At 53.2% G+C, this 26,069-nt stretch carries 28 protein-coding genes and 2 tRNA genes; 16 read left to right on the forward strand and 14 right to left on the reverse strand.

Annotated features, from left to right (window positions below; genetic code table 11):
• Positions 1–208: 208 nt before the first annotated feature.
• Positions 209–610: a hypothetical protein gene (locus tag U2W12_RS11480; RefSeq protein ID WP_326500825.1), complete on the reverse strand. Its 402-nt coding sequence runs from the start codon at positions 608–610 to the stop codon at positions 209–211.
• Between the two features lie 279 nt (positions 611–889).
• Here U2W12_RS11480 and U2W12_RS11485 point away from each other — a divergent pair, with 279 nt between their 5' ends.
• The 12 genes from U2W12_RS11485 (at position 890) to U2W12_RS11540 (ending at position 10,192) form a co-directional block, all read left to right on the forward strand.
• On the forward strand, positions 890–1,342 hold the full coding sequence (locus tag U2W12_RS11485) for a TerB family tellurite resistance protein (protein WP_326500826.1): 453 nt from the start codon (positions 890–892) through the stop codon (positions 1,340–1,342).
• 460 nt (positions 1,343–1,802) lie between these two features.
• Entirely contained in the window at positions 1,803–3,113 is a 1,311-nt protein-coding gene (locus U2W12_RS11490) for a tyrosine-type recombinase/integrase (protein ID WP_326500827.1), read from the forward strand.
• A gap of 863 nt (positions 3,114–3,976) precedes the next feature.
• Entirely contained in the window at positions 3,977–4,399 is a 423-nt protein-coding gene (locus U2W12_RS11495; RefSeq protein WP_326500828.1) for a CHC2 zinc finger domain-containing protein, read from the forward strand.
• Positions 4,392–5,834, forward strand: a complete 1,443-nt coding sequence (locus U2W12_RS11500; RefSeq protein WP_326500829.1) for a DUF3987 domain-containing protein — start codon at positions 4,392–4,394, stop codon at positions 5,832–5,834. Before U2W12_RS11495 ends, U2W12_RS11500 begins: the two co-directional genes overlap by 8 nt.
• Positions 5,827–6,489: a hypothetical protein gene (locus U2W12_RS11505; protein ID WP_326500830.1), complete on the forward strand. Its 663-nt coding sequence runs from the start codon at positions 5,827–5,829 to the stop codon at positions 6,487–6,489. Before U2W12_RS11500 ends, U2W12_RS11505 begins: the two co-directional genes overlap by 8 nt.
• The gene (locus U2W12_RS11510; RefSeq protein ID WP_326500831.1) at positions 6,479–6,655 is read left to right on the forward strand and encodes a hypothetical protein; all 177 of its coding nucleotides are present in this window, start codon (positions 6,479–6,481) and stop codon (positions 6,653–6,655) included. The genes U2W12_RS11505 and U2W12_RS11510 overlap by 11 nt, the downstream gene beginning before the upstream one ends.
• Positions 6,656–6,691: 36 nt before the next feature.
• Complete coding sequence (locus U2W12_RS11515; RefSeq protein ID WP_326500832.1) at positions 6,692–7,105, forward strand: DUF5681 domain-containing protein; 414 nt, start codon at positions 6,692–6,694, stop codon at positions 7,103–7,105.
• Complete coding sequence (locus U2W12_RS11520; protein ID WP_326500833.1) at positions 7,102–7,578, forward strand: hypothetical protein; 477 nt, start codon at positions 7,102–7,104, stop codon at positions 7,576–7,578. Before U2W12_RS11515 ends, U2W12_RS11520 begins: the two co-directional genes overlap by 4 nt.
• 63 nt (positions 7,579–7,641) lie before the next feature.
• A complete protein-coding gene (locus tag U2W12_RS11525; RefSeq protein WP_326500834.1) occupies positions 7,642–9,000 on the forward strand; it encodes a hypothetical protein in 1,359 nt (452 codons plus the stop codon).
• Positions 9,001–9,104: 104 nt separating this feature from the next.
• Positions 9,105–9,356: a hypothetical protein gene (locus U2W12_RS11530; RefSeq protein ID WP_326500835.1), complete on the forward strand. Its 252-nt coding sequence runs from the start codon at positions 9,105–9,107 to the stop codon at positions 9,354–9,356.
• Between the two features lie 4 nt (positions 9,357–9,360).
• A complete protein-coding gene (locus U2W12_RS11535) occupies positions 9,361–9,612 on the forward strand; it encodes a hypothetical protein (protein ID WP_326500836.1) in 252 nt (83 codons plus the stop codon).
• Positions 9,613–9,919: 307 nt separating this feature from the next.
• On the forward strand, positions 9,920–10,192 hold the full coding sequence (locus U2W12_RS11540; protein WP_326500837.1) for a hypothetical protein: 273 nt from the start codon (positions 9,920–9,922) through the stop codon (positions 10,190–10,192).
• 599 nt (positions 10,193–10,791) lie between these two features.
• Here U2W12_RS11540 and U2W12_RS11545 read toward each other — a convergent pair.
• The 10 genes from U2W12_RS11545 to U2W12_RS11590 all read right to left on the reverse strand — a co-directional run bounded on the left by U2W12_RS11545 (position 10,792) and on the right by U2W12_RS11590 (position 18,532).
• Positions 10,792–10,868 (reverse strand) — tRNA-Pro (locus tag U2W12_RS11545).
• Positions 10,869–10,973: 105 nt separating this feature from the next.
• Positions 10,974–11,327, reverse strand: coding sequence for a MerR family transcriptional regulator (locus tag U2W12_RS11550; protein WP_326500838.1), 354 nt, complete (start codon positions 11,325–11,327; stop codon positions 10,974–10,976).
• On the reverse strand, positions 11,308–11,607 hold the full coding sequence (ihfA, locus tag U2W12_RS11555) for an integration host factor subunit alpha (protein ID WP_326500839.1): 300 nt from the start codon (positions 11,605–11,607) through the stop codon (positions 11,308–11,310). Before ihfA ends, U2W12_RS11550 begins: the two co-directional genes overlap by 20 nt.
• Positions 11,608–11,611: 4 nt before the next feature.
• Complete coding sequence (gene pheT, locus U2W12_RS11560; protein WP_326500840.1) at positions 11,612–13,987, reverse strand: phenylalanine--tRNA ligase subunit beta; 2,376 nt, start codon at positions 13,985–13,987, stop codon at positions 11,612–11,614.
• A 14-nt stretch (positions 13,988–14,001) separates the two neighbouring features.
• The gene (gene pheS, locus U2W12_RS11565) at positions 14,002–15,021 is read right to left on the reverse strand and encodes a phenylalanine--tRNA ligase subunit alpha (RefSeq protein ID WP_326500841.1); all 1,020 of its coding nucleotides are present in this window, start codon (positions 15,019–15,021) and stop codon (positions 14,002–14,004) included.
• 187 nt (positions 15,022–15,208) lie between these two features.
• On the reverse strand, positions 15,209–15,571 hold the full coding sequence (gene rplT, locus U2W12_RS11570) for a 50S ribosomal protein L20 (RefSeq protein ID WP_326500842.1): 363 nt from the start codon (positions 15,569–15,571) through the stop codon (positions 15,209–15,211).
• Positions 15,572–15,586: 15 nt separating this feature from the next.
• Positions 15,587–15,784 carry a 50S ribosomal protein L35 gene (rpmI, locus tag U2W12_RS11575; RefSeq protein ID WP_326500843.1) on the reverse strand — a complete coding sequence of 66 codons (198 nt, stop codon included), beginning with the start codon at positions 15,782–15,784 and terminating at the stop codon, positions 15,587–15,589.
• Positions 15,785–15,936: 152 nt separating this feature from the next.
• On the reverse strand, positions 15,937–16,467 hold the full coding sequence (infC, locus tag U2W12_RS11580) for a translation initiation factor IF-3 (protein ID WP_326500844.1): 531 nt from the start codon (positions 16,465–16,467) through the stop codon (positions 15,937–15,939).
• Between the two features lie 15 nt (positions 16,468–16,482).
• Entirely contained in the window at positions 16,483–18,390 is a 1,908-nt protein-coding gene (thrS, locus tag U2W12_RS11585) for a threonine--tRNA ligase (RefSeq protein WP_326500845.1), read from the reverse strand.
• Positions 18,391–18,455: 65 nt separating this feature from the next.
• A tRNA-Val gene (locus U2W12_RS11590) sits at positions 18,456–18,532 on the reverse strand.
• Between the two features lie 229 nt (positions 18,533–18,761).
• Here U2W12_RS11590 and acs point away from each other — a divergent pair.
• From acs to U2W12_RS11605, 3 genes are all read left to right on the forward strand, one after another.
• Positions 18,762–20,705 carry an acetate--CoA ligase gene (gene acs / locus U2W12_RS11595; protein ID WP_326500846.1) on the forward strand — a complete coding sequence of 648 codons (1,944 nt, stop codon included), beginning with the start codon at positions 18,762–18,764 and terminating at the stop codon, positions 20,703–20,705.
• 128 nt (positions 20,706–20,833) lie between these two features.
• A complete protein-coding gene (locus U2W12_RS11600; RefSeq protein WP_326500847.1) occupies positions 20,834–21,502 on the forward strand; it encodes a hypothetical protein in 669 nt (222 codons plus the stop codon).
• Positions 21,475–22,524 carry a hypothetical protein gene (locus U2W12_RS11605; RefSeq protein WP_326500848.1) on the forward strand — a complete coding sequence of 350 codons (1,050 nt, stop codon included), beginning with the start codon at positions 21,475–21,477 and terminating at the stop codon, positions 22,522–22,524. The genes U2W12_RS11600 and U2W12_RS11605 overlap by 28 nt, the downstream gene beginning before the upstream one ends.
• 13 nt (positions 22,525–22,537) lie before the next feature.
• Here U2W12_RS11605 and U2W12_RS11610 read toward each other — a convergent pair whose 3' ends face one another.
• The gene (locus U2W12_RS11610; protein ID WP_326500849.1) at positions 22,538–23,332 is read right to left on the reverse strand and encodes a ferritin-like domain-containing protein; all 795 of its coding nucleotides are present in this window, start codon (positions 23,330–23,332) and stop codon (positions 22,538–22,540) included.
• A gap of 165 nt (positions 23,333–23,497) precedes the next feature.
• A complete protein-coding gene (gene leuB, locus U2W12_RS11615) occupies positions 23,498–24,604 on the reverse strand; it encodes a 3-isopropylmalate dehydrogenase (protein ID WP_326500850.1) in 1,107 nt (368 codons plus the stop codon).
• Between the two features lie 234 nt (positions 24,605–24,838).
• On the opposite strand from leuB, the gene U2W12_RS11620 reads away from it, so the two are divergent.
• A complete protein-coding gene (locus U2W12_RS11620) occupies positions 24,839–25,441 on the forward strand; it encodes a hypothetical protein (RefSeq protein WP_326500851.1) in 603 nt (200 codons plus the stop codon).
• Positions 25,442–25,458: 17 nt separating this feature from the next.
• Here the strand turns inward: U2W12_RS11620 and plsY are convergent, their stop codons facing one another.
• Positions 25,459–26,043 carry a glycerol-3-phosphate 1-O-acyltransferase PlsY gene (plsY, locus tag U2W12_RS11625; RefSeq protein ID WP_326500852.1) on the reverse strand — a complete coding sequence of 195 codons (585 nt, stop codon included), beginning with the start codon at positions 26,041–26,043 and terminating at the stop codon, positions 25,459–25,461.
• Between the last annotated feature and the right edge of the window lie 26 nt (positions 26,044–26,069).

The raw sequence follows: 26,069 nt of genomic DNA on the forward strand, positions 1-26,069 counted from the left end.
TAAAACGGGTTACGCCTTCAATAGGCTTTGTTACATAAATCAAAAGCCGGATAAATTTCCCCTTACCGCAAATTTGAGGCGGATTTAGGGTATAGCAACCGTCACCTGTGTACCCAATCGGGTAAACCGATTTAAAAGTGCAGCGCCGATTTATGCAACAAAGCCTTTTCTTGGCCTTAGTCATAAAGCCTTTATAAAAATTATAAATTCACGGCTTTTGACCAGAGGTTCGATTTTTTTCTACGGTATTAGCTACACTTTTTATCTTTTCTTGGATTTCTGAAGGTAATGAATTCAAAAAGCTCTCAGGATCAGTTTGTGCTTTCGTCAAGATAGTTTGCATGTTTGCAGGATCACCGTCGGCCTGCTGCACCAAGATGGGCATAATATCAGCGGCGATGTTATACAACGCTTGGGTGTTACCGGCATCACCTCCCGCAGCCTCCAACGCTTTTTCTACTGCCGCATTGCCTTCATCGGTGTTCACAGAGTCGCAATTCTGATTTCTAAGACACTCTTGCGTTTGCTGTAGCGCAAAACCGGTATCATCCGCATAACCATTTTGAAGAGACATCGCCAGCAAAGCTAGCCACATCTTGTCTTTGTACATTCCCTACCCACCCATTTAAGTTTTAGAAAAAGTAGCTGGCGCTTGTATTTTACGACCTTTATAAAGATTAAAAGTTTTATTAGAGTCTGTTCAGTAAATCAGCCCGCGCAACGATGCGCATGTCGACACGGTCATGAACAAACTCAACCAGCGCCCACGGAAAACGTTAAACTATCGAGCCACTCACGAGTTTTTTTAAAGAAAAACAGCGGCAAGTAGCAAGATTACCAGAATTTCACTTCAGAGTTGAATCCGCGAAATTTATAAAAATCTTAATAAATGCTTAACATAATCAAACAATTTTTAGATCATCACTTCGCTCCATTAGCCCCTCATCTTTCGAGTGAAGAACAACTGCGGGTCGCGAGCGTGGCTTTGTTCTTAGAAATGATAGAGATGGATGATAAGGGTGAGGCTAAAGAACGAGATCTGATTTTATCTCTAGTTCAAAAGAGCTTCTCTTTAACCGCGGAGCAAGCCGAAGCATTAATTGCAATGGCCGAGCAAGACAGAAAGCAAGCGACGGATTATTTCCAATATACCTCACTGATCAACAAGCTATGCAGTTTGGAGCAGAAAATCCAGTTAATTGAATCACTTTGGAGAATTGCCCTGGTTGATGGTCAATTAGATCCAGAGGAAGAATATTTAGTAAGGAAGTTAGCCGAGCTACTTTATGTGCCACATGTAGACTTTATAATGACGAAGATCCGCGTTAATCACAACTTATAAGCTACGCGTCGCCATTCAGTCTTTTTGTAGCGGGCGGGTAGGTGCGGGAAGCATACAAATTCTGACGATAACTCTAAAAAACCAACAATAGTGAGGTTTTGGCTAGGGTTACGCGCTGACGGATGCGTTACGGCAAAATGGTAAGCGGGAAAATTTGTTATCCCGGATGTTACCCCGAAATCGATTTTTCGAATTTATAATGTCTTATCTATTTTATAAGCCATTGATTTTATTGGCCTGGACGAGAGGATTTGAACCTACTACCTCTTGCACCCCATAAGGGTAAAATTCTCCCCCAAGTCGTATCTGACAATTTCACACCCTCCAAAAAACTCATTATTTTTCAGCATTTTATTGCTTTATTTATTCTCAAGCTGTATCATGCCGTTTCGTCAAATCTCACAAAAAAAGTTACCCGAAAGTTACCCGGAAAATTCCGCACAAACCGTACAGGTGAATCATGGCATCGAATCGACTAACCCCATTGGCGTTCAAAAACCTAAAGCCGCAAGACGATGAGCAGACAATTTCGGATGGCGGCGGGCTGTTTATCCGCGTCCGGTCGATTGCCGACGGCGGCGCGATAACCTTCCGTTTCTGCTATCGGATCGACGGCAAACAACGATGGAAAAATCTATCTGCAAAAACCCTTACAGCCGCGAGAGCAGAACGCGATAGCATCAAGCTGCAAGTGAAAGCCGGCATCGATCCAATGCTTGAAGAAAGCTTGCAGAAAGAACGCCAGCGCCAAGCGCAATTGGCTGAGCAGGCCGAGCTTGCCAAACAGCAGGCGCTTATCACCGTCCGCGACCTCTTCGAGCGTTGGGCCGCTACCGACTTGCAAAACCGTAAGGACGGCGGCAAAGAGATCAGGCGCATGTTTGAAAAAGACGTGTTGCCTATAATCGGCGGGCTGGCCGTGGCCGATGTGCGCAAGGGCCACATCACCGAGATAACCGACACATTGCTGCTGCGTGGTGTCAATCGCATGGCGAAATTGATCCTGGCATTGGTGCGCCAGATGTTCCGCTTTGCCGTGGATCGGGACATCATCGAGTTCGACCCAACAGCCAGTATTCGCAAGGCCAAGATCGGCGGCAAATCGGTAGAGCGCGACCGCATCTTATCCGAAGACGAAATTAGGGCGCTATACAGGCAACTGCCCGACGCCAACATGATGCCTTCAACCGAGTGCGCGATATGGATCATGCTATCGACGCTTTGCCGTGTGGGGGAGCTATCGAAGGCGAAATGGGAGCATATCGACTTTACCGCAAAGACGTGGCTTATTCCTGACGAACACAGCAAGAACGGCAAGCCGCATACGATTTATCTTTCCGACTTTGCCCTGGCGCAATTCAAACGGCTGGCGGAATTTCGGGAGTCCGATGTATGGCTATTCATGGATCGGACCAAGACTACCCACGTCTGCGACAAGTCCATATCGAAGCAGGTGAACGACCGCCAGACCGACCGCGACTTGAGCAACCGCAGCCAACATAAAGACGCCTTGCGGCTGACCGGAGGCAAATGGACACCGCATGATTTACGGCGTACCGGCGCCACCTTCATGGGGAACCTGGGTATTTCGCCGGACGTAATAGAAAAATGCCTGAACCATACCGAGCAAAACAAAATGAAGCGTGTTTACCAGAGGCAGGAATTAAAAGCGGAACAAGCCGAGGCTTGGCGGAAACTGGGTGAACGATTGGAAATTTTGACGCGAGAGCATACGGGGAACGTAATCGTTCTCAAAACTTCCCCACGTTAAAACCAATCATTATATGAAGTAGCCTCACAGCAACATTCCCCCACCGTTATGCATTTAGTGAGACAAAACCGCAGTCATTGCGGAGGGCGTTTCAAATGCTTTTCAATTACAAATAAAAATTGTTTCAAATAAAATCAAATAGTTTCATTAGAAATCTAGAAATCCATAATTAAACAGCGTTCAATTTTTACCCTCGTTTGAAAAATATTTTTTTTGTATTCAGTAGAATAATAATCGATACCTCGCATGAGGGATCGCAAAGACTCCCTCAGGCGCTAATGACGCCATTCGAGGGCAGACGGCAGAAAATGCCCGGCAAGTGTTGGCGCGCGAACCGGGCTGAATTTGAACAAGCAACGCCGCACGAAGCGGCCCTCCTTTAAACAGCGTAAACGGCTGAGATTTTTTATTGTTAGTTGCTCTTGATGGGAGCCTTAGCATCATAAGGCAATTTGCGACGGATTCAAAATTATGCGTAGATTCGTCGCAGATAGCATTCAGCAACTCATATCAAAAAATCCCCGTTAACGACATTACTCGGCTAATGCCAGAGGTTAATACATGGGATCAATTATTCGACCAAACGCAGCAGCGAAACACTTGGGCATATCTATTGCAACGTTTTGGCGCATCGTCCAACGTGGCGAAATCCAAACAATTAAAGTAACTGAACGCACAACCGGCGTGTTAAGCTCCGAATTGGAGCGGTACATTTCCGAACGCGCGAAACGCAGCGTATAAAAAAACCCCGAACCTACCGATATAGGCCGGGGCTTTGCGTATTTCATTAATGCCAAATTACCAAGCGTGATTTTATCACATTGGCGTGCGAGACGCACCCCCGGCAAAACTGGAGTTTTGCCATGAGTATAGAGAATCTTTTAAACCGACTCGATGCCGTCAAACGCACCGGACAAGGTCGATATATTGCCAAGTGCCCGGCTCACCCCGATAAATCCCCATCCCTCGCGGCTGCCGAAAAGAATGGAAATATTGTTTTTCATTGCTTCGCAGGCTGCGAGCCGGCCGACGTGCTCGCAGCAATTGGTTTGACCTTCAGCGATTTATACCCTGAGCGCCCAACCTATGCCAAAGGCAGCAGATCGGCCGCTTTCAACCCTTATGATGTATTGAAGTGTCTGGTCCGCGAGGCTGGCATTGTCACCCTGGCCGCGGCTCAGGTATCGAGCGGCCACCCATTGGGCAGCGCTGACACCGCACGCGTGGCGCTGGCGCATGAGCGGCTAAGCGATGCGGCAAAGCTGATCGGGGTTCGCCATGAATGAATTCGTTTCAGGCATCGAAGAGTTATTCGACCAACAACAAGCGGGCGAAAGGGGCGAATCGGGCGAAAACTCAGAAACGGCGCGGGTTTCAGGCGGGCGAAAATTGGGCGAATCGGGGCGAAAATTGGGCGAATTCGCCTACCGTTCGCCAGAATACCCGGTTGATGCGCTTGGACCGCTGGCGGAATTGTGCCAAACGATCACGCTCAACGCTCAACTCAACCCGGCGATAGTCGGTCAATCGATCCTGGCGGCCGCTTCGCTGGTCACTCAAGGCGGCTTCGAGGTTGAAACCTTGGCCGGTTACAAGCCGCTCTCGATCTATGCCTTGACCGTAGCGGAATCAGGCGATGGGAAATCAACTGCCGAAAGCATAGTCTTGCGCGGAATCCAGCAGCATCAAAAAGAGCAACACGACGCAATACGGAACAAACCGCCGGTCGAAGGGGAACGCGAGATAGAGCCATACTTACTCGCATCCGACGCGACCGTACAAGGCGTTATCAAGGGCTTTAAGAATGGTTGGCCGAGCCAAGGCATTTTCACGGCCGAAGGCGCTACGATGCTTTGCGGCTGGGGCATGGCCGCAGAGCATCGAGCGAACACGTCGGCGAACTTGAATAAGCTCTGGGACGGTGAGGCGGTATCGGTTCAGCGTGGCATGAGCGGCCGCATTCAGCTTTACAACCGGCGGTTCTGCGCACACTGGATGATTCAGCCGGACGCAGCACAAGACGCCTTGGCCGATCCGAACTTATCCAGTATCGGACTCTGGCCGCGTTTTATGGTGAGCTGGCCGGAACCCTTGCCGCCCCGAAAATATCTCCAGTATAAGCCTTGGCATGATCCAATCGTTAAGGCGTTTTGGGATCGGTGCAAGGAGATGCTACGCGATCAAGCCATCACAGACGACGGCGAATGCGGCGAGTTCCGGACAATTCGATTGAGCGATCCGGCGAAACAAATCTTGGTTGAGACCTTCGAGCGCATGGAGCAGGCGCGAGACCCAGCGCATAAGCTGCACAGTGTAAAACCATTCGCGGTCCGGCTATGTGAGCTGGCTTGCCGAAATTCTGGAGTGCTCGCGGCTTATGCTGGCGAAGACATCATCAGCGACGAACGGATGAAAAGCGGGATAGCCCTTGCCGGGTATTCGCTCGACAGCTGGCGTGGAATCTTCGGGCAGCGGGAAGATTTGACCCACGACAAATGGGCGCGGGAACTACATGCGTGGCTACTGAAGCGGCCGGGACAACGCGCCAGCGAGACAGACATCCTAAAGACGGCGACCCCTAAGCATCTCCGCAACAAGCATAAACGGGACACCGCACTATCGGTTTTGCGCGAATGTGGGATGATCCAGAAGGCCGTTGATACCGTGGCAGGAGAAATCCGAATCGCCCACGCCGAATGGGAGGTGATTCAAGATGCTTGACGGAATTCTTGACGACATCCTGAAAAAATCGCTCGATGCGGGCGAAATTCGCCCCAATTCGCCCGCGATTCGCCCATCTCAATGCCTTGGTATTACTGAGCTTTCGCCCAATTCGCCCAATTCGCCCGGTACAAATGCGTTTTGCGATGATGACAGACATTTTTGCCACCACTGCCGCCATCTGAACCAGTTAGGTTATTGCACCCGGCAAAGGTTCCGACCCATGGACGACATTCCAAGGCGATGCGAAGACTTCACAGGCTACCCGGATCAGATCGGCCAACAGGCAGAAAGCGAAGCCAAACTAGAGCCCGCCACCGATCCGCTGATTGTCACGGTTTGGACGCCAAGCGGAACGGCGCTGATGACTCGGGCCGACAATGCCGAGCATGCCGAATGGATGCGAAGAATGAACCCGAAACCCGAGAACCCGGCGCCTAAGCCGACGACGCCAGAACCTGACAGTGACTGGATCAGCGAAGCTGAACACAATGCCCAAGGCCGCTACTTTAAATTCCTGGCGACTTGGCCGGATGGCAGCCAGTGTTATTTGTGCCAGATGCCGAGACAAACAGTTGATGAAATGCAGGCGCAGTATCCGACCATCACGCACATTGAACCGATTGAAAACGAGGCATATCCCGATGACGAATAACATCGAGCAAAAATCGGACGAGGAACTCTGGGTTGCCTGGGGTGCTTACATCACCGCAGCCGGCCGGATCAAGAAAGAGATAGACCGAAGACAAGGCGAGACTCCGTTTAACCGTCGAGGTTCCCCAAGGGTTCGGCAGGCGTCACGTAAATTAAACGATGTTTAATTATTATCGTAATCTGATATAAACAGTTCGGAAACAGTGAGCAAAGATCATCTTTATAAGCCTGGACAGACAGGAAACGCCAACGGCAGGCCAAAGGACAAAACGCCGGCAACGATAATCCGCAAAGCCATTGCCGACGCCATGCCCGAAATCCTGGCGCAACTGGTCGAGCAGGCCAAAAGCGGGAACGTTACCTCGGCTAAAGTCTTGGTCGACCGGGTTTGCCCACCGTTGAAACCGCAAGCCATGCCGATCAACCTACCGGTCAACGGCACGCTGGCGGATCAGGGCGCGGAAATTATCCGGGCGACGCTGGCCGGCCAGATACCCCCCGACATTGGCGCACAACTCATCACCGCATTGTCCGGGCAGTCGAAAATTATTGAAATGCAAGAAATGGCCGACCGCCTTGAGCGAATCCAACAACAACTCGAACAAAGAAGAAAATGATACCAAAACAAGTAAACCGCCTGTACGACGGACTGACCCCGCGAGAACAGGCGAATATGGTTTTTGCCGCCGGAGCACGGCGCGACAATGCCGAAGCGGACGTGATCCTGAGCCGCGTCGAGCGTGTCGCTTGCAAAGTCCCGCATTTGGACTATATCCAACGCATTCTCGCATCACAAGCATTGATGTTTGCGTACGGCATTGAGTATTGGCGGGTCAGAGCCTTGATGTTTTCCGTCAGCAAGGAGACGGACGCCGAAGCTAAAAATGCCGCGAAACGGCTCTTTCAACAGGTTAAGGCTCTCGAATCGGCATTGACCGATGTGTGCGAGCGGTTCAACGTGGACATAACCGCCATCAAGACGATGGCGCAATGCCCGGACAACGAACCATTGTCAACAGCCGAGGCCGACGCTGATCTTGTGTCTCAATACACTGAGTTTCTGACTGTTTCGGCGTTCGGCGTGCAGTAGCGCGATTTGAATTAGGTTGCCAAGAAATATCGAATCAATTCCAATAAATTGGAGGACCACAAAATGACAGGTTTTGCAGAAGGTTTAGCAAGTGGATTCAAGACTGTATCGGATGCTCTGAACGAGCGCGATCGCACGCGTGTCGCCGAGGAAGAAGCGCAAAATCAGCGCGACTACAAGGCGTCGCAAATCGGTTTGCAGAATCTTGAGCTGCAGAACAAGCAGGACATCCAGCGCCATAATGATGCGACCCTGAACGAAACGATCCGGCACAACAAGGCGACAGAGGCGAACAGTTCCGAAAGTACGCAGGGGCAGAACGCCGAGCGCCAGGCGCGGATAGGCATCGATCAGATGCGGGCGGAGACTGACGCCGCCAAAGCCAAGAAGGACGCCGCTAATATCGAAAGCCAGATTCAACAACGTAGCGTCCAGAATCAGCGCCAAAACTGGGAAACAAGCCTTAAGCAACAGCAAGAAGCCCGCAAGCAGGCATTCCAAACATTGAACAATGTCGTCACCATTGACCCATCTACCGAGAAAATGTCGCTGAATGTGCAGCCCGGACAGGAAGGGCAGGTGCTTGACGCCATGAACAAGGTGGGCATTCCGACGCAAGCGATTAACGACAACATGCAAAATTACCAGCGCGATGTGAATGTCTTGAAAGGCGCACTAGCGCACGACAATCAAGACGAGCTTCGCGGCAAATACGGTCAGACCGTGATGAACGCATTCAATAACGTCTATGGTTCCAGTATCAATCAGAATGTCGGACAGCCTTATGCTGGAGACGACCCGCGCCTTAAAGGCTTGGTCGAGGCGCAAAAGGTGGCGGTCGATGCGCTGCCGGTGCGAAGCAAGGATGGCAAGATCGTACCGCACGCCCATCATATCGTGATCCGCAGTTATTTTACCGACAAAGACGGCAACCCGGCGCTGGACGCAAACGGCCAGCCGCTTTATGAAGACGGTCCGATGACGGTCGGGCGCGACAATGACCCGAACGCGCCGCTTCGCGAAGTGACCGCTCAAGAATTGATCAGGTCGCTCGATGCTCACCAGAAATTCGGCGAGATTATGGCGCAAAATCCCGAACTGGTCGCGCAACTCAGGAATTTGACGAAATCCCAACAGAAGGGCGGCAGGGGCACGGCGCCGAAAGGCTATCAATCCGTGGTGGTCCCGCAAGGCGAGGACGAACTGGGCAACAAATTGCCGCCGTCGCTACAGGTCATCAACAAGGACACCGGATTAACAAAAGACCAAGAAGACGAAATGTTCCTCAGAAAAAATCCTGAAAATAATTCAACTTCCTCGCCTGATGCCGCGTCTCAGGCTACAATGGGCGCCGTAGGAGGTAATGCACCGACTCAGCCGGGGCTATATCAGGCGCTTCCTAATGTCGGCGCCCTGCATTGATTCAACCGACAAACGAGGCAAGTCATGAAGAAGATCATTGCATTGATTCTGCTTTTTTCGCTTTTGACTATGACTATTACATTCGAGCACCAATAAGGAAGCACATGTTCAAATTAACACGATTGATTCTGCTGGTGCTTATTCCGTCTTTAATTACAGGCTGTTCTCAAGCTCATGTGGATATTGCGTCCGCGCCTGCCGGCAAGCCGAAGATGGAACAACAACTTGATGACTTGCAATGTGCAAATCTTAGCCGATATACAGGGCCTTGGATGTTCCATTTTCTTTTTTATTTCAGCAATAAAGCCGATTACAGAAAATGTCTTGAATCCAAAGGTTATACAGTGAAGGATTAAATAAATGAAAAGAATTTTGCTATTCAGCCTAATTGCAATGCTTGTTGGATGTAGTCCTGTTAAATTCAATATCAAGGAAAAGCCAGCCAATTTAACCAAAGAGCAACAGGTAATAGATGATCTTCAATGTTCAAAAGAAAGCGAACGCAATGGGCCTTGGTTATACGGAATTGGTAATCTTATTTATCGGGAAATGGCGAAAAGTGCTTATTCAGAATGCATGGCCAAAAGAGGGTATTCAGTTGAACCTTTATAATAGAAATTAAGAACTGCGAGTTGACACGAAGCACACCTTGTCTTACTCTTTCCCCGCCTTGCAAAAAAACAGGGCCGGGCGTGAGAACCCGTTCGAAGTACAAGGCGATCAAGACGCCGTGATTGGCGTTTTTTTATGCACGTCGAAAACAGCGCGACTTCGGTCGTGCCTCATGTTATGGCGGGCTGTTTGGGCAGCGTTCGGCGCTGGCCGGTTCCTTGTACCTGGTTTTCTCACCCCAGGCAGTCCGCCGCCCATGCTGTGAGAAGTAAGGCGGCGGTTCATTCATTTTAAACAGGAAACCGCTATGACCACCCAAACGAACCTATTCTCTCATCGTTTCGATGCGACCCAAGCCCATGACGCCTATTATGTTAATGAGGCTTTAAACCTGACTGTTTGCCATGTAGAAGGCGTTTTGAACTCAATATGTGTCCAATTCGAGGGATGCAACGCCAGGGCAAGTGACGAACTTATAGCAGACAGCGTCAATGCTGTCTGCTTTATGATGAAAGATATGAAAGCCATCATTAATGCACATTTCGACGCGGTTAAGGCCGGCAAGGATGGTGCACAATAAGCAGACTGAACGTTCCGACAGTTGCCAACATCCTCGATGATGTTGAAACGAGATGGAAGGCTAGGGCGATCTGAAGGAGTAAGTATCAAACAATTAAGCCGGGGCAACCCGGCTTTTTGTCCGAAGATATTCCGTGCCATGACAACGTCAATGGTTACACGGTTACATGGTTACATGGTTACACGAAATTGAGCCCTTTTAACATTGATTTTTCATAGAGTTTTTCTTAGTCTTCAATCAAATTCCTACAATCAGCCAGTCTCTCCAAAGGTTTTATGAGTTTTTCGTAAAACCCAGAGGCTCTGGGTCTTGGCTGGCCACAATTTCACCGTCCGCATGTGCCGCCCTCAGAACGCGCCTTGAAGCACCATGACACCGGCTAGGGATGTGTAAGAAATGGCTGATGATCACCCCGTCGAGATCGACGGCAAAACGAGCGAAGGTTACGTGCTGGCGGCGGATCGGTGGCGCTGGCTGGCGGGTCGGGATCGATGGCGGCGGTGAATCCGCATCTTTTGATAAAAGTTACCCGAAAGTTACCCGAAATTGGCATTTTTTGCTTTCGGAGTTTTTCAGCTTTTATAAGCCTTTGATATCATTGGTCGGGACGAGAGGATTTGAACCTCCGACCCCTTGCACCCCATGCAAGTGCGCTACCAAACTGCGCTACGCCCCGATGATTTGACAACTGCTTTGGCTCGTCGCCATTGCAATTTAGAAAGAAAGGTATATTCCGGCTTTTGAGCAAAGCCGAAGGGATGGGATTATATTACAATCGCCTTTACTTAAGCAATTCCAGAATGTCTTCGAGTTCGACGACCATTTGCTGGATCAATTGCTTAGTGCGGGTCGCGTCCTCTTTGTGCTCGTCGCTAGTCAAATGCGCCCTTGCGCCACCGATTGTATAGCCTTGCTCGTACAACAACGAGCGGATCTGGCGGATCATCAGCACATCGTGTCGCTGATAGTACCTGCGGTTGCCTCGGCGCTTGACCGGGCTCAGCTCGGCAAACTCTTGCTCCCAGTAGCGCAGTACATGGGGTTTGACTGCGCACAGCTCGCTAACTTCACCGATCGTGAAATAGCGTTTGGCCGGTATCGGCGGCAATTCGTTATTATGACTCGGTTCCAGCATAAGCTTCTACCCGCGCTTTTAGTTTTTGACCAGACCTAAATGTTACCACACGCCGAGCGGTAATAGGTATCTCTTCTCCGGTTTTTGGATTTCTACCCGGACGGCTGTTTTTATCGCGCAGTTCAAACTTGCCGAAACCGGACAGTTTGACCTGTTCTCCGTGTTCCAGAGCGGTTTTGATTTCTTCAAAAAACAGCTCCACAATGTCTTTAGCTTCGCGCTTGTTCAAGCCGAGCTCTTCGAAAAGTTTTTCAGCAAAATCAGCTTTAGTTAATGCCATTTAATCAATCCCTCAACTTTGCACCAATTTTATTTTTCAAGTTTTCCAAAAGCTTACATACTATAGCATCGATTTCGGAATCTGTCAGTGTCTGTGAATAATCTTGCAGCGTTAGACTCAGGGCAATGCTTTTGTGCCCCGCCTCGACGCCTTTGCCACGGTACACGTCGAACGGCACGGCGGTTTGCAGCGCGGGCTCCTGGAGCTCGCTAACGCAAGTGGTAATCTGCTCGGCGGTGACCTCTTCTTTGACGATCAACGCCAGATCGCGCCGCACCGACGGGTATTTCGACAGCGGCTTGAACTGCGCTTTTTGTTTGGCCAGCAAGGCATCCTGATCCAGTTCGAACAGGAATACCCGACTATCGAATCCAAATTGTTTTTCAAGATTCGGATGCAGCATGCCGATCAGACCGACCCGTTGACCGTCCGACGCAACAATCTCGGCGGTCTGACCGGGGTGCAGTGCAGGATGTTCGCTTGGCACGAAGAGGGCCGCACAACCGGTCAACGCAAACAGCGCCTCGACATCGGCCTTGATATCGAAGAAATCCACCGCGCGCGCCGCCTCACCCCATTGCTCGGGATGCGCACTGCCGAGCGCGACGCCGGCGAGCATTTTTTGTTGCAGCACCTGGCCTTCGAGACGAATGAAACGCAGGCCGGTTTCGAATAGGCGCACCCGATTTTGCTGACGATTCACATTGTGCTCGGCAGCCTTGATCAGGCCGCACCAGAGCGTGCCGCGCATCACCGACAATTCGGATGAGATCGGATTTTGCAGGGTGATCATCTCGGAACCCGGCATGAACGCCTGTTGCGTTTCCGCATCGACAAAGCTGAAGGTGATCGCTTCCTGATAGCCGCGGTCGACCAACAGGTCGCGGGCGCGATCGAGCTCCAGCGCCGACTCGGTCGCCTTGTGCAGTTCGGTGCGCACCAGTAAACGATTGCTGGGCAGGTTGTTGTAGCCGTAAATGCGCGCGACCTCTTCAATCAGATCAGCTTCGATCGCGACATCGAAACGGAAACCGGGCGGGGTCACTAACCAGCCATCGGAGACCGTTTCGATACCCATGCCTAAGCGGCGGAAGATGCCGGCAATTTGTTCGTCGCTCGGTAGCAGGCCGAGCAGCCGCTCGATTCGTTGCCGACGCAGTTCAATCGGTAGGCGTTTCGGCAAATGCACGTCTGCAACCGCTTCGCTGAGCAGGCCGACACTGCCGCCGGCAATTTCGGTGATCAGTTGCGTCGCGCGTTCGATCGCGCGTTCCTGCAGAAACGGATCGACGCCGCGTTCGAAGCGGTGCGAGGAGTCGGTATGCAGGCCGAAGCGGCGGGCCTTGCCAGCGATGCTTTGCGGCGCAAAAAACGCGCATTCGAGGAAAATGTTTTGCGTGCCCTCGCCGACCGCCGATTCGCTGCCGCCCATCACGCCGGCCAGTGCCAGCGCGCGCGCGTTATCGGCAATCACCAGCGCTTCGGCATCGAGCTTGATCGTCTGGCTGTTCAACAAGGCCAATTCTTCGCCGTCCTCTGCCCAGCGCACCCGGATGCCGCCGTTCAGCTTGTCCGCATCGAAAGCGTGCAGAGGCTGACCGAGTTCGAGCAACACGTAGTTGGTCACATCGACGACCGGGCCGAGGCTTCTAAGGCCCGAACGCCGGAGCCTTTCCTGCATCCACAGCGGCGTTTCGGCCTGCGGGTTGACGCCCTTGATCAGGCGGCCGAGATAGCGCGGGCAGGCTTCCACCGGGTCGATGCGAATGTCCAGCGTATCGCGGTGCGCGACATCGGCCTTCTTCAGCGGCGTGACTTGGCAGTCGATTTGATTCAACACCGCGACTTCGCGCGCCAGGCCTTCGACGCTCAGGCAATCGGCCCGATTCGGCGTCAGGTCGACCTCAATCAGGTTGTCGTTCAGCGACAGATACTCGCGAATATCGACGCCGACCGGGGCGTCCTCAGCCAGTTCCATCAAGCCGTTGGCCTCTTCGGCCAGGCCGAGCTCCTTTTCCGAGCACAGCATGCCGTTAGACTCGACACCGCGCAGCTTGGATTTTTTGATCTTGAAATCGCCCGGCAGCACCGCGCCGATCAGGGCGGCAGGAATCTTCAGGCCGGGGCGTACGTTGCTCGCGCCACAGACGATTTGCAGCGGCTCGCCCTGCCCGACCTCTACCTTACAGACCCGCAGACGGTCCGCATCGGGATGCTGCTCCGTCGCGAGCACTTCGCCGATCACTACGCCGCTGAATACCGCGGCGGCCGGTGTGACCGAGTCGACTTCGAGACCGGCCATGGTCAATTGCGCGACCAGTTCTTCGGTGCTGACGGCCGGATTGACGTAGGTTCTTAACCAGGCTTCACTAATTTGCATGACTTATCGACGGCTTACTTGAATTGTTGCAGGAATTTCAGGTCGTTTTCGAAGAACAACCGTAGATCGTTGATGCCGTAACGCAGCATCGCGAGCCGTTCGACGCCCATGCCGAACGCAAAACCGGTATATTTTTCGCTGTCGATGTTGACCGCCTTGAACACCTCGGGATGGATCATTCCGCAGCCCATCACCTCGAGCCAGCCGGTATGTCCGCATACCCGGCAGCCAGAACCGTTGCAGATCACGCATTCGATATCGACTTCGGCCGACGGCTCGGTGAACGGGAAATAGGACGGACGGAAACGAACCTCACTGTCTTTTTCAAAAAATGCCTGTAAAAAGTCGTACACGACGCCCTTCAAATCGGCGAAGCTGACGTCCCGGTCAACCAAAAAGCCTTCTACCTGATGGAACATCGGCGAATGGGTCAGGTCGGAATCGCAACGATAGACGCGGCCAGGTGCAATCACTTTCAGTGGCGGCTCTTCGGATTCCATCACTCGAATCTGTACCGGCGATGTGTGCGTCCGCAAAACAGTATGAGCGTCGAAATAAAACGTATCGTGCATCGCCCGCGCCGGGTGGTGGTCGGGAATATTCAACGCCTCGAAGTTATGATAATCGTCTTCGATTTCGGGCCCTTCTACGGTCTTGAAGCCGGCACTGGTGAAAATCCTCGAGATGCGCCGCAAGGTAGTGGTGACCGGATGCAGGCCGGCAACTGCCTGGCCTCTACCCGGCAAGGTCACATCGATCCGTTCGCTCGTAAGACGGGCGGCCAGTTCATTGGCTTCGAGCAATTGCTTGCGGCCGTCCAACTGTTCCTGAAATCGATCTTTCGCCTGGTTGATTTTTTGGCCGGCTTCTCGACGTTGTTCCGGATCGAGCGTACCGAGTTCTTTCATCAGATGGGTTAATAAACCCTTCTTGCCGAGATAATGAACGCGGACCTGATCGAGTTGCGTGAGGTCTTGGGCATCCGCAAGCGCCGTAGAGGCCTGCGCGAGAATTTCTTCAGGAGTGAAAGACACTGCTTGGCTCGTTGATAGAATGGAAGAAAATGGGGCGTTGATAGTTGCGCTAACACGACAAAGCGGCAAACGGACCGACCTGCGATCCTGCCGCTTTGCTAAACATTCTGTTCTTGGGTTTTGTGTTCCACCCGCACTTTAGGCGGAAACAAGGTATCTCCCGATGACTCGGGAGATTCAGACCGACTTACAGCGGGCTGACGTTGGCTTTCGCAATCTTTGCGATTTCGGCGAAAGCGTCCATGTCGCGCACGGCGATATCGGCCAGCACCTTACGATCGATCGCCACATTCGCGTTCGACAGACCGTTGATCAGACGACTGTAGGACAGACCGCATTGTCTGGCGGCCGCGTTGATACGAACGATCCATAACGCGCGGAATTGACGTTTTCTCTGTCTGCGGTCGCGGTACGCATACTGACCGGCCTTGATCACCGCTTGCTTAGCGACGCGATAGACCCGGCTGCGAGCGCCGTAGTAGCCCTTTGCCTGTTTTAAAATTTTCTTGTGTCTTGCTCTGGCGGTAACGCCGCGTTTTACTCTAGGCATTGTGATTCTCCGCGCTTAGGTGTAAGGCAGCATGCGCGCTGCGCTACGCAGATCGGATGGATGAATCGCCGCTGGTTTACGTAACTGGCGTTTCCGCTTGGTGGTTTTTTTGGTCAGTATATGACGCTTATGCGATTGACCGCATTTGAAACCGCCGTTGCCGGTGCGTCTAAAACGCTTGGCCGCGCCGCGGTTAGTTTTAATTTTTGGCATTTGTTTGCTCCAACGTTAAAAATAAAAATCCCTGAGAAAATAACCCAGCAAGGCAAAATGCATGGCCCTGAAGAATTATGCGCATCGTATTTAAATCAAGATGCAGACAGTCTCGTCCTGAGACTGCGAAACTTTGCGTTAAAAAACGCTGACTATTTTTTCTTTTTGGGGGACATCACCATGACCATTTGACGACCTTCCATCTTCGGAAACTGTTCGACGACTGCGACATCTTCCAAATCCTTTTCAAGGCGCTTCAACTGGTCCATGCCGATTTCGCGATGCGCCATTTCCCGTCCGCGGTAGCGCACGGTGATTTTGGTTTTATCGCCATCGTTCAAAAATTTGATCAGGCTTTTAAGTTTGACTTGATAGTCGCCCTCATCTGTTCCCGGCCGGAATTTGATTTCCTTGACCTGAATCTGCTTTTGTTTTTTCTTGGCAATCGCCAGTTTTTTGTTTTGCTCGAACTGGTATTTGCCATAATTCATTATCTTGCAAACCGGCGGCTCCGCATTCGGCGAGATTTCGACCAAGTCCAAATCGGCCGCGTAGGCCAACTGCTTGGCTTCTTCCAACGAAATAATGCCCAATGACTCGCCATCAGCGCCCGTGACCCGCACCCGTCTGGCGGTAATCGCATCGTTCAGGCGGGTTTCATCTTTTTTAGCAGCGATCTTCAAATCCTCCAGCTACAATCATTTTCTGTCCGCGATTTCCTGATTTAGCCGTTCGCCAAATTCCTGGATCGTCAGACTGCCCAAGTTATCACCTTTTTGCGTACGCACGGTAATCGTCTGATCTTCGAGCTCTTTATCGCCGATGATCAACAAATAAGGGACGCGCTGCATCGAGTGCTCGCGGATTTTAAACCCGATCTTTTCATTTCTCAAGTCAATTTTGACTCTGAAACCCTGTTTTTCAAGCACTTTCATCGTTTCTAGCGCGAATTGGTCATGACGGTCCGCGATCGTCAATACGACCGCCTGCACCGGTGACAACCAGACCGGGAAAGTACCGGCGTATTGCTCGATCAAAATGCCGGTAAAACGTTCCAACGAACCGAGTATCGCCCGGTGCAGCATCACCGGCACTTGCCGTGAACTGTCTTCGGCGATATACGTGGCACCCAAACGTCCAGGCATCGAGAAATCGACTTGAATCGTACCGCACTGCCAGACGCGGCCGATGCAGTCCTTCAGCGAGAATTCGATCTTGGGTCCGTAAAACGCACCTTCGCCCGGCTGCAAGTCCCATTTCAGGCCCTTGTTATTCAAGGCCAGTTCGAGCGCGCTTTCGGCCTTATCCCAAACCGCGTCGTCGCCTACCCGGTTTTCCGGACGGGTCGACAGTTTGATGATCACTTCCTCGAAGCCGAAGTCCTTGTATACATCGAACAGCATGTCGATAAAAATCGACACTTCGTCCTGAATCTGCGCTTCGGTACAGAAAATATGCGCATCGTCCTGCACAAAATTTCTGACCCGCATCAGGCCATGCAAGGTGCCGGAAGGCTCGTTGCGGTGACAGGAACCGAACTCGGCTAGGCGGATCGGCAAATCGCGGTAGCTCTTCAGGCCCTGATTGTAAATCTGAATATGGCACGGACAGTTCATCGGCTTGATCGCATAATCGCGATTCTCCGAATGGGTTGTGAACATGCCGGCGCTGAATTTGTCCCAGTGACCAGATTTTTCCCACAGCGAGCGATCGACGATTTGCGGCGTCTTGACCTCGCCGTAGCCGTTTACCCGCAGCTTTTCGCGAATGTATTGCTCGATCTTTTGATAAATGGTCCAGCCTTTTTCGTGCCAGAATACCATGCCGGGCGCTTCTTCCTGAGTATGAAACAAGTCCAATGCCTTGCCCAGTTTCCGGTGATCGCGTTTTTCGGCTTCCTCGAGACGCGCGAGATAGGCCTGCAAATCTTTTTTGTCGCCCCAGGCGGTGCCATAAATGCGTTGCAGCATTTCGTTGCTGGAGTTGCCGCGCCAGTATGCGCCGGCAATCTTCATCAGTTTGAACGCGGTCAATTTGCCGGTGCTCGGCACATGCGGACCACGGCAGAGATCGGTAAAATCGCCCTGGTTATATAATGAGAGCGCCTGATCGGCAGGAATCGACTCGATGATCTCGGCCTTGTAATACTCGCCCAATCCGCGAAAATATCGCACGGCTTCATCGCGGGACATGATCGAACGGGTTACCGCATAATCGTCGGCCGCCAGCTTTTGCATCCGCGCCTCGATTGCTTCGAGATCTTCCGGCGTAAACGGGCGGTGATAGGAAAAGTCGTAATAGAAGCCATTTTCTATGACCGGACCGATCGTGACTTGCGCGTCGGGGAATAGCTGCTTGACGGCCTGAGCCAGAAGGTGGGCGGTGGAATGGCGAATCACATCGACGCCGTCGGCGTCCTTCGCGGTGATGATTTGCAGCGTGGCATCATGATCGACCAGAGTGCTCGCATCGACCAACTTGTCATTCACCCGACCCGCCAAAGTCGCCTTTGTCAGCCCGGAACCGATGGACTGGGCAACTTCCAACACCGTAACCGCGCGTTCGAAATCGCGTTTGGAGCCGTCGGGAAGAGTGATTACTGGCATGTTAAATCAAAATAATTCGGTATCCAAAATAAAAAAAGCACTGCGGAGCAGTGCTTTTGGGTATCTGGTAGGCGCGATTGGACTCGAACCAACGACCCCCACCATGTCAAGGTGGTGCTCTAACCAACTGAGCTACGCGCCTGAAGTATTGTTACTTCATCTGTGCATTATAACAACAGATTTACCCTTCGTAAACATCAAATATTCATTTTGCGTGATTTCTTATTCAGGGGACTGCTTATTTTTATACCGTTTCCGAACATTCCGAACTTCCCTAACCGATGTCTTACCGTGCTCACGACATTTTGATAAGATGCATCCTTCAGCCTGTCGCCTCACAACTTCCAACCTACTTATAAAGGACCCGCTTCATGTCAGACGTCCACGTCTATCCGGTAAAGCCTGAAATCGCCGCCCATGCGCACATCAACCGCGAAACCTATCTGACCCTTTATCAGCGCTCGCTCGCCGAACCCGAGGCGTTTTGGGCCGAGCAGGCGGAACTGTTTTTGAACTGGGACCGGCGCTGGGACAAAGTCTCCGACTGCGATTTCGAATCCGCGCACATCCGCTGGTTCGACGGCGGCCGGCTGAATGTCAGCGTGAATTGCCTGGACCGTCATCTGCAACAGCGCGGCGATCAGGTTGCGATCATCTGGGAAGGCGATGATCCGGCGCGCGATAAAAAAATCACCTACCGCGAACTACACGATCAGGTCTGCCGGTTTGGGAATGTACTGAAAGCCCAGGGCGTCGAAAAAGGCGACCGGGTCTGCATCTATCTGCCGATGATTGCCGAAGCGGCGGTCGTAATGCTCGCCTGCACCCGCATCGGCGCTGTGCATTCGGTCGTTTTCGGCGGCTTTTCGGCCGAAGCATTGAAAGACAGGATTCTGGATTGCGGCTGCAAATTTCTGGTTTGCGCGGACGAAGGCTACCGGGGAGGCAAGATCGTACCGATCAAGACCAATGTCGATAATGCCGCCGAGCATTGTCCCGACCTCGAAAAAATCATCGTGATCCAAAATACCGGCGGCAAGATCGGCTGGCAGGAGGGCCGCGACCTCTGGTACCACGAAGCGATGGCGACGGCCTCCGCCGATTGCCCGCCGATACCGATGGGAGCCGAAGATCCCTTATTCATTCTTTATACGTCGGGCTCGACCGGCAAACCGAAAGGCATGCTGCATACGACCGGCGGTTATTTGCTGTATGCCGCGATCACGCATAAATATGTCTTCGATTATCATGACGGCGACATTTACTGGTGCACCGCCGACATCGGCTGGGTCACCGGTCATTCTTATGTAATCTACGGTCCATTGTGCAATGGCGCCACCACCTTGATGTTTGAAGGCGTGCCGACCTATCCGGGGCCCGACCGTTTCTGGCGCGTCGTCGACAAACACCGGGTCAACATTTTCTATACCGCGCCGACCGCGATTCGCGCGCTGATGGCACAGGGCGATCATTATGTGACCGACACCTCCAGGCAAAGCCTCAGAATCCTCGGCAGCGTCGGCGAGCCGATCAATCCGGAAGCATGGGAGTGGTACTATCATGTGGTCGGCGACGGCTCGCGTCCGATCATGGATACCTGGTGGCAGACCGAAACCGGCGGTATACTGATTACACCGTTGCCGGGCGCGATCGACCTGAAGCCGGGTTCGGCGACTCTGCCGTTCTTCGGCATCAAGCCGGAGATTCTCGACACGAACAACCAAATACTCGAGGGTGCTTGCGAAGGCGTTCTGGTGATAGCCCGCTCCTGGCCGGGGCAGTCGCGCGGCATTTACGGCGATCATAAGCTTTTTATCGACACCTATTTCAGCAAAGCCTCCGGCTTTTACTACAGCGGCGACGGCGCCAAACGCGACGCCGACGGCTATTACTGGATCACCGGACGCATCGATGACGTGATCAACGTATCGGGGCACCGCATGGGCACTGCCGAGATCGAAAGCGCGCTGGTGCTGCACGAACTGGTGGCGGAGGCGGCCGTGGTCGGCTACCCGCACAATATCAAGGGTCAGGGCATTTATGCCTACGTCACCCTGAACGCGGGCGTCGAACCGACCGAACAACTGCGCAAGGAGTTGGACGATCTGGTCAGAAAAGAAATCGGGCCGATTGCCCACCCCGACATCATCCAATGGGCGCCGTCCCTGCCCAAGACGCGCTCCGGCAAGATCATGCGCCGTATTCTGCGCAAGGTCGCGGCGGGCGAACTCGACAATCTCGGCGACACATCGACGCTGGCCGATCCTTCGGTCGTGCAGAACATCATCGATCATCGTATCGTCAAAAACAATTGACCACGAGCACAGCGCAAAAAATACCATCAAAAATCAGCCCGGCGGAAATAGTCGCCAGGCGCGCAATATCATTAACCGCGTTGCCGATCAATCACAGCGCGGATGATTCTATGCACAGGAGGCACGAGATGCCAGTAAAACCCGCTATCGTCAGACCGACATCCCGGCCACGCTTGCTATTGACCGCGCTATGGCTCTCGACACTCGCCGGCTGTGCCGATCCATTGGCTCAACCTGACGCTCCGAAAGCCGCCCTACCCTTGTTTGCCGGACTGGGCACGCATCGTTATCCGATATCAACCTCGATTCAAGACACACAGCGTTATTTTGATCAGGGCCTGATTTTAGCGTACGGCTTCAACCATCCGGAGGCTGCGCGTTCGTTTCGCGAAGCCTACCGGCTCGATCCCGATTGCGCGTTGTGTTACTGGGGCGAGGCGCTGGTGCTCGGTCCCAACATCAATGCACCGATGGCGCCCGGCGATTTGCCGATTGCTTACCACGCCATTCAAAAGGCGCAAGCGCTGGCCAAAAAAGCGACCGAGAAGGAACGGGCGCTGATCGCAGCCTTGGTTCAGCGTTACAGCCAAAGCGCAACGGCGGATCGGCAATCGCTCGATGAAGCCTATGCCAAGGCGATGCGCGGGGTCGCCGCGCGTTTTCCGGGCGATGCGGATATTGCGGCTTTATTCGCCGAGGCCCTGATGGATCTGCATCCCTGGAATTTCTGGACCAACAGGGCGCGGCTCAATCGTGGACGCCGGAAATCGTGGCGACGCTGGAACATGCTCTTGTGATCGACGCGAATAATCCGCTGGCTAACCACCTCTATATTCATGCGCTGGAAGCCTCGCCCGATGCGGCCAAGGCCTTGCCCAGCGCCCGGCGGTTGCCGTCGCTTGTACCGGGCTCGGGTCATCTGGTGCATATGCCCGCGCATATCTACATCCGGATTGGGTATTACCGTGATGCGATCCTGGCCAACCAGCATGCGACCAAGATCGACAAGGACTATCTGGGCCATGCGCATCATGCCGAGGGCATTTATACGCTCGCCTATGTGCCGCATAACTACCATTTCCTGTGGGCCGCCGCGATCAAGACCGGGCAAAAAAATTTGGCGGCGCAGGCCGCTGCCGACACCGCCGCACGGGTCAAGCAAGACATGTTGCGCACCCCCGGTCTCACCGGCTTTTTGCAGCATTTCTCCGCGATTCCGCTTTATACGAAAGCATTGTTCGGCGACTGGGACGCCATCATCAATGAACCCGCGCCGCCGGCCGATCTGTTGTATTTGACCGGCGTCTGGCATTATGCGCGCGGCATGGCCCTGCTCAGAAAGGATCGGTCCGATGCTGCACATCAGGAATTAGCTCAACTGGAAAAAATTGCCGCCGATCCCTCGATTACCCACATGACCGTTTCCGATAAGAATCCGGTGACAAAAATTTTGCAGATTGCCGTCGAGATGCTGCGCGGAGAAATCGCGGCGCAACGCAAGGATTACCGCAAGGCGATTGCGCACTTACAGCGCGCGACCGCGATCGAGGACGGTCTCAATTACACCGAACCCAGAAACTGGTATTTGCCGCCGCGGCAAGCGCTCGGCGCGGTTTTACTGGAAGCCGGCAAGGCCAGAAAAGCCGAACAGGCCTACCGGCAGGATTTGCGCTATCATCCGCAAAACGGCTGGTCGTTGTTCGGACTGGTGCTGAGTCTTTTCGAACAAGGCAGAATGCAGGATGCGGAAAAGATAAAAAAACAATTTGCCGAAGTGTGGAGCGATGCCGATGTGAGGCTAACCAGCTCACGGTTTTAAAGACCCGAAGGCATTAGCGTTCGAGCCAGTCCAACTCGGCGGCCGAAAACCCGGCCTGAATACGCAGCTCGCGGTTGAAAGGACCTTTCGGCCTGCCGCCTTTGTAAAACTGATCGAGCAGGCGCCGGTATTCGTCTTCCGGCTCCAGTCCCTGCTCCCGGCAAACAAACTTGAACCAGTAAGACCCGAGTTCCACATGGCCGACTTCATCGGTCAAAATCCGGGTCAGGATCGCCACACTCTGTGAGTCGCCCGCCCGCCTGAATTTTTCGATCAGCGCCGGCGTGACGTCGAGTCCGCGCGCCTCCATGCAGCGCGGCACTAAAGCCAGCCGAGCCAACAGATGTCCGGCCGTATCGGTCGCATGTTCCCACAAGCCGCCATGAGCGGGCAGATCGCCGTAATCGACGCTCATCGCCCGCAGATGCTCGCGGATCAAGGCGAAATGCTGCGCTTCCTCGTCGGCCACACGCAGCCAGTCTCGGTAAAACTGCTCCGGCAGGTCGCGAAACCGGTAAAGCAGGTCCCAGGCCAGATAGATCGCGACAAACTCGACATGGCCGATAGCATGAAAAAACGCCGCGACGCCTTCCGGCGTCGTCAGTTTCCGGTTTGGCATCGCGCGCGGCGGCAACAGCAGGGGCCGCGCCGGAAAGCTGACATCGTCGATCGGCAATGCCGGCGCGGACGCCGCCAACTGTAACCGGTCTTCCCGCAGAAGTTGCATCGCCCGGTGTGTCAGCGTCAGTTTTTCGTCGATGTCGTTCCGGTAAAGACAGGCTTCGGCGAATTCAAAGATCGAACTCATTGACCATTCGACCGAACAGAGACGCCCCTAGACTCCATAGCCGGACGAGGCATGTTGCCCCGCCCACAAGGTTTCACATAGGTTTCAAAATCATGACATTGCCAAAATGATCGGGACGGAGTTACAAACCCCGTCCCGCGCAAGTTCAACCGGACAAACATACCCTTAAACTTTCGGCATCGCGCGCAGTTTTTCGACAACCTTGTCGCCGAATTCGACCGTGCTGATCATCTTGACGCCGCTGCCCGGCTTGGACAAATCGGCGGTCGAATAGCCGTCCGCGAACACGCCCTGCATCGCGGCCCAAACATTCTTCGCTTCTTCGGCCATGCCGAAACTGTTTTCGAGCATCATCGCGACCGAACCGATCATCGAATAGGGGTTGGCGATATTCTTGCCGGCGATGTCCGGCGCGGAGCCGTGCGAAGGCTCATAATAGGCCTTGTCGTCGCCGAGACAGGCCGAAGGCATCAGCCCCAGAGAACCGAGGATGCCGCCACCCTGGTCGCTCAGGATGTCGCCGAACATGTTTTCCATCACCATCACGTCGAACTGGGTCGGCTTCAGGCACAGCGCCGTCGCTGCCGCATCGACCAGATAATTAACCACCTGCACTTCCGGGTATTCCTTCGCGACCTCCTCCATTACTTCGTTCCAAAGTACGCTCGATTTCAGCACGTTACTCTTGTGGATATTGTGAAGCAACTTGCGGCGCTTCATCGCCAGCTTGAACGCCTGGTGCATGATTCGGCGGATTTGCAGTTCGTCATATTCGAGCGTTTCGCGCACATAACGCAGGCCCTGGGCGTTGATACCCATTTCCTTCTCGCCGAAATAAAGGCCACCGACCAGTTCGCGCACCATGATCAGATCGATACCTTCGCCGATGATTTCGGGCTTCAGCGGCGAAAAATGCGCCAGCGCCTTCGGCAGAGAAACCGGCCGGAAATTGGCGTAGGTATTGTAGCGGCGGCGCAGCGGCAGCAACGCGCCACGTTCAGGTTGCTTATCGACAGGAATCTTTTTCGATTCTTCATGACTGAGCCCAATCGGACCTTTCAAAATCGCATCGGCCTGGTCGCAAACATCGATCGTCGCTTGCGGGAAGGCATCGCCAGTCGCGAAATAAGCACAGGCGCCGAACAACGCCGGCATCAGTTCGAAGGATACGTCGTTGCGCTCTTCGACAACTTTAAGAACCTTGAGGGCTTCCTGGGTGATTTCGGGGCCGATACCGTCACCGGCGAGTACGGCGATTTTGTAATTCTTCATAGATGCCTTGTGAAATGGTTATAAGTTCAAAGAAATGCTGTAAAAAAACCGGCGATTATACTGCACTTTGCCCGGGCGGCATGATTGAAAATTCATTACTGCTGTTTCAATCCGCTCCCCTTCCCTTCTTTACTGCGAGCACTTTCGTTGAGCCGGAAATCGACATACAATGACCAAATTAGGAATTGTCCTTGAGGGAAGCATAATAAACCTAATGAGTCATCTGTTCAGGGGATGGGTAAAATAAAGCTGCCGACCTTGTGCAAGATATTGATTTCGCTTCTGCTGTGGGTGCCGCCCTACGGCTGGGGCCAGGATGCGATTATCGTTTCCGCACCAGCCGGCGAGTACACTCTCAGTATCGAAGCGGACGAGGAATGGCATACCTTGCGTTTGCGCGCGCTTCATCCGCGTTATCAACCCTGCAATGTTGACCTGGAAGCCGTTCTGTCGATCCTTGCCTCGGCATTCGCCAAAACCGAGCCGCCCACGCTGCGAGGCGAATATACGTCCTTATTTATCGGCAGGCTGATCGACTACCCATGGCTGTCGCATTTTCTGGCCGACACCGCCTACCGGGACAAGCGCTGGAATAAGAAAAAAGGCAGGCCGATCAAAATGGACATCAACACCTATGCTGCCCGCGCGCTTTATAATCAGAATGTGCTAAAACCGATCCAGACAGAACTGGCTCGACACAGCTACCGAATTGTGGGCGTATCGGTCGAAAAGGTGCTCGTCGGCGGCTTTCGCGACCTGCCCAAACCCAAACGAAAACGTCTCGACGGCCGCATTCCTTTCGATGCGCAGGTTTGGTTTCGACTGCTAAAACACTGAAGCGCACCGCGTAAAACTCAAGGCTTGATCGCCTCTTCGGCCCCCGATAGCAATCTCTGGATATTGCTTTTATGCCGCCACAGCAATATCACCGTCATCAACGCCGCAGCCATCACCAATGTCGGCTTGCCGACGATGAACCAGGCATAAATCGGTGTCAGTGCCGCAGCGATCAGCGCGGACAACGAAGAAATCTTGCCGACCTTGTAAATCAACATCCAGGTCGCGACGAAAGCCAAGCCCAGAAGCCAGGAAAAACCGAGCAAGACGCCGATTGTCGTCGCCACCCCCTTACCGCCTTTGAAACCGAAAAACACCGGGTAAAGATGGCCGATGAACGCCGCAAGGCCGGTCGCGGCCAGCAATTCGATCGGCATGCCGAGCAGATTCGCGCCATAAACCGGAATCAGTCCCTTCAACATATCGCCCAGCAAGGTGATACCCGCCGCTTTTTTGCCGCCGATGCGCATCACATTGGTGGCGCCGGGATTGCCGGAACCCTGCTCGCGAGGATCGGGCAAACCCATCAGCCGGCAGATAATAATCGCACTGGAAACCGAGCCTATCAAATAGGCTGCCGGAACAAATAACCACTCTATCATCGGATACCTTTCATCAATCAAAACTT

Source organism: Methylomicrobium sp. Wu6, from assembly GCF_035916875.1.
Lineage (GTDB): Bacteria > Pseudomonadota > Gammaproteobacteria > Methylococcales > Methylomonadaceae > Methylomicrobium.